The following is a 4,146-nucleotide window of genomic DNA, read 5'->3' as shown; positions in this document are numbered from 1 at the left end:
GGCCCCACCGGGACCCGTAACGGCCCCGGGGCGCGGGGCGGTCGGAGGTGTGGCGGTGACGACAGCCGGGCCGGTCCGCCCCGGCCGGGAGTCCCGCGCCCGTTCCCCGTACCCCTGTCCGGGAACGACCCCTGTACGGCACCGGCCGGAACCGGGAAGGGCGGGAGCGACCGGCAGGGGTCGGCCCCGGGAAGGGACGGGAGGGGCCGAACCCGAGCGGGCGATCGTGTCCGGGCGCGGGTGGGCTCGAGCGCCCGGTCCCGGCCGGGAGCCCCCGGCAGTCGGGAGGGCCGCGGCCGTCCCCGGGGCGGGCCCTCCCCGACCGGCCCGCCGCGACCGGCGCCCCGGAGGCGGACACGACGCGGCCGGGGGCCGGCACGCGGGATCTCCGCGTGCCGGCCCCCGGAGCGGGACGGTCGGTTCGGGCCGGCTCACCGGCCGCAGGCTCACATCAGGGCGCGGGCCAGGGCCCGGCGGGCCCGCCGCGAGGCCCGCTCGGCCCGGCGGTGGAGCCGCCGCGAGCGGCGCTCCATCCGGGCCGACAGGGCCAGGTGGTAGGCCCTGCGTTGGGATTCGGCCTCGCGCAGGCGCTCGCTCAACTGCGAGCGGGCCATGGCTTCGGGTAGGAGTTCCATCTCTCGGGTCCTGTTCGGTGCGGGACGCGGTTCGGCCGCGTCGACGAGGCGGCTTCCGCCGCGGTGGTGGTCGTTCATGTGCGTGCTCTGTTCGGGGCCGTGCGGTGCGGGTCGGCCGATCGTGCCGGTGATGTTCATGCGACGACCGGGTTCTTGCGCGGACGCCCGCGGGGGCGCTTGCGGGGCACGACGACGCCCTGGACGAAGAGTTCGCCGCCCCAGACGCCCCAGGGCTCGCGGCGCTCCTTCGCCCCCGCCAGGCATGCCTCCCTCAGGGGGCAGCCGGCGCAGAGGGACTTCGCGTACTCGACGTCCTCGGGGGACTCGGCGAAGAAGACCTCCGGGTCGTAGGAGCGGCAGGGGACTCGGGAGTCGAGTCGGTCGATGGCCTCGTCCAGCTCGTTGAGCGTGAACAACGGGGTCACGGGGATCTCCGGATCGGGTGGTGCGGTCAGGTCGGGCGATGAGGGAGCGGAGGGTGCGAGTCGCACGGTGGTGGTTCCTCGTCTCGTCGTCGGTGTTCCGGCTGCGTCTCCCCCGGAGGACGGGCCTCCGGGACAAACGAAAGGGCCGCGGATCCCGGATGGGGTTCCGCGGCCCTGGAAGGTGCCGACCTGATCTCGCCGATCAGGTTGGATCTTTCCGGGGATCAAGCCCGCGGAGGGCCCACATCCGGATGACGTGCTGGTTGAACCGCGTGGTCGCACGGAAGCCGGCGGCCTCGAGGCCGCGGATACGTGCTTCTGCCGGGACGTACGCGCCGCTCGGAACGGCCTCGGCCGCCACTACGGCCGGGGTCGCGACTCCGAGGGCACCCTTCGCGGACTTCCGCTCGCACGCCGACGGATCGGCGGGGACGGAGGACACACGGGTGGTGCCGAACGGCCACGGCGCGCCGGGCAGGCGAACGAGGGCGTCCTGACAACGGACGGCTTTGGTCATCGGAAGTGCCAACATCGGATTCGCCTCCTCTCGGCGCGTACGGAGCCCTCGCGGACTCGGACAGACATGACGCGGCTCACCGGGTTCCGGGGGGAGAGCCCCCGGCCCCGCGGCCGTGGAAGCACGCTATGCGCATTCCTCCACCGCGCGCAAACTATTTTCCGGCGGTTTTTCCCGGACCCCGGGACTCCGCTTCGGACCGCTCCCCGAAGAGGTCCTCGAAGGCGTCGTCCGGGTCCCCCGGGGGGTCCTCCCCCGGATCCACCGGCTCCGGGTCGGGCTCGTCCACGGGACCGGCCCACGGGTCCCCCGCCTCCCCGGGCGCCTCCGGCCCCGGGTCCGTGGCCGGATCCGCCCCCGCCCCCGGCTCCGGATCGGCCGGCAGGCCGGCGCAGAGCCGCAGCACCTGGTCACCGAATTGGCGGAGCTTGTGCGGTCCCACCCCGGAGATGCGGGACAACTCCCGCATCTCCGAGGGCGAGGTCTCCGCGATCGCCATCAGGGTGACGTCGGTGAACACGGTGTACGCGGGGCGCCCGAGTTCCGTGGCGCGCTCCAACCGCCACTCGCGCAACCGCTCGTACAACCCCTCGTCCATCGTGGAGGGGCAGTCGGCGCAGCGGCGCAGCTTCAGCTCGGCCGCCTCGGTGAGGGTGCGTCCGCACACCCGGCACGGGACGGGTCCGCGCTGCCGCCGTCGGGAACCGGCACCCGCGCCGCGCTCCACTCCCCCGGCGCGCGCGCCGGCCGAGCCCCCGCGCGCCCCCGAACCGGGGCGCAGGCCCTCCAGGAAGCGGCTCGGGCGGCGCCCCGCGCGCCCACCCGGCGAGCGGGCCAGGGCCCAGGACAGCGAGAGCAGCTTCCGCGCCCGGGTCACCCCCACGTACAGCAGCCGCCGCTCCTCCTCGATCTGCTCGGGGGTGCGGGCGTAGGTGATCGGCAGCATCCCCTCGGTGAGTCCGACGAGGAAGACCGCGTCCCACTCCAGCCCCTTGGCGGTGTGCAGGGAGGCCAGGGTGACGCCGTCCACGGTGGGGGCGTGCTGGGCCCGGGCGCGCTCGTCCAATTCCTCCACGAAGTCCCGCAGCGACGCCTCCGGCCGGGCGGCGCCGAACTCCTCGGCCAGCCGCACCAGCGCGCGCAGGGACTCCCAGCGGTCGCGGGCCGCGCCCGAGCCGGTCGGGGGGTCGGGGGTCCAGCCGGTGCCGCCGAGCACAGCCGCGACCCGCTCCGCCAACCGCCGGTCCTCCAGACCCTCCAGCGCGGTGTCGTTGCCCCCGGCGCGCGAGGCCCCGCGCAGCGCCAGGCCCGCCTGCCGGATCTCCGGCCGCTCGAAGAACCGCTCGGCCCCCTTGAGCTGGTAGGGGACGCCCGCGTCGGCGAGGGCCTGCTCGTAGATCTCGGACTGGGCGTTGATCCGGAAGAGCACGGCGATCTCCGAGGCCGGGGTCCCCGCCGCGATGAGGTCGCGGACCCGCCGCGCGGTGCTCTCCGCCTCGGTCGGCTCGTCCGGGTGCTCGGCGAAGACCGGCTCGGGGCCCGGCGGACGCTGGGAGACCAGCTCCAGGCGGTGTTCGGCGGCCCGACCGCGTGCCTGCGCGAGGAGGCCGTTGGCCAGGTGCACGACCTGGGGCGTGGAGCGGTAGTCGCGCACCAGCTTGACCACCGTGGCCCCCGGATGGCGCAACCGGAAGTTCAACAGGTGGTCGGGGGTGGCGCCGGTGAAGGAGTAGATGGTCTGGCTCGCGTCCCCCACCACGCAGAGGTTGTCCCGGTCCCCCAGCCACAGCTCCAGCAGCCCCTGCTGCAGGGGGCTGACGTCCTGGTACTCGTCCACGACGAAGTGCTGGTACTGGCGGCGGACGGTGTCGGCGATGTCCGGACGTTCCTGCAGGATGCCGACGGTGAGCAGCAGGACGTCCTCGAAGTCGATCACCGAGCGGTCCTGCTTGAGCTGCTCGTAGGCGGCGTAGATCCGGCTGGTCTCGGCGGGGTCGCGCGGCGCCTCCCGGGAGGACTTGGCGACCGCCGCCGGGTAGTCCTCGGGGGTGGTGCGGGTGACCTTGGCCCACTCGATCTCGGAGGTGACGTCCCGCAGTTCGGCCCGCTCCAGCCGGATCCGGGACCGCGCGGCGGCCTCCGCCACCAGCTGGACCTTCCGCTCCACCAGGCGGGGCGGTTCGCCGCCGACGGCCTTGGGCCAGAAGTACTGGAGCTGGCGCAGCGCCGCCGAGTGGAAGGTGCGGGCCTGCACCCCGCCCGCGCCCAGGGCCCGGAGCCGGCCGCGCATCTCGCCGGCGGCCCGGGCGGTGAAGGTGACCGCGAGGACTCCGGCCGGTTGCAGCACGCCGGTGCGCACCCCGTAGGCGATGCGGTGGGTGATGGCGCGGGTCTTGCCGGTGCCGGCGCCGGCGAGGACGCAGACCGGTCCGCGCAGGGTGGTCGCGACGGCCCGCTGCTCGGGATCCAGCCCGTCGAGCACCGCCTCCGGGTCGGCCGGGGGCGCGGCTCCCGGCGGCGGGAGCGTCGGCGCGCCGGGCGGGGGCGCTCCGGCCGGGGAGCCGGGGTC

At 75.3% G+C, this 4,146-nt stretch carries 4 protein-coding genes; all 4 read right to left on the bottom strand.

Annotation, left to right across the window (positions count from 1 at the left end):
- Positions 1 to 446: 446 nt before the first annotated feature.
- Positions 447 to 773: a putative WhiB-interacting protein gene (locus tag FOE67_RS18535; protein WP_182665736.1), complete on the bottom strand. Its 327-nt coding sequence runs from the start codon at positions 771 to 773 to the stop codon at positions 447 to 449.
- Positions 770 to 1,126, bottom strand: coding sequence for a WhiB family transcriptional regulator (locus tag FOE67_RS18530; protein ID WP_182665734.1), 357 nt, complete (start codon positions 1,124 to 1,126; stop codon positions 770 to 772). The genes FOE67_RS18535 and FOE67_RS18530 overlap by 4 nt, the downstream gene beginning before the upstream one ends.
- Positions 1,127 to 1,262: 136 nt before the next feature.
- Positions 1,263 to 1,577, bottom strand: coding sequence for a hypothetical protein (locus tag FOE67_RS29475; RefSeq protein WP_228474026.1), 315 nt, complete (start codon positions 1,575 to 1,577; stop codon positions 1,263 to 1,265).
- Positions 1,578 to 1,731: 154 nt separating this feature from the next.
- Positions 1,732 to 4,059: a UvrD-helicase domain-containing protein gene (locus FOE67_RS18525; RefSeq protein ID WP_182665738.1), complete on the bottom strand. Its 2,328-nt coding sequence runs from the start codon at positions 4,057 to 4,059 to the stop codon at positions 1,732 to 1,734.
- Between the last annotated feature and the right edge of the window lie 87 nt (positions 4,060 to 4,146).

Origin of the sequence: Streptomyces calidiresistens, from assembly GCF_014141525.1 — a bacterium.
Taxonomy (GTDB): Bacteria; Actinomycetota; Actinomycetes; order Streptomycetales; family Streptomycetaceae; genus Streptomyces; species Streptomyces calidiresistens.
This window is presented reverse-complemented; position numbering and strand designations above follow the sequence as displayed.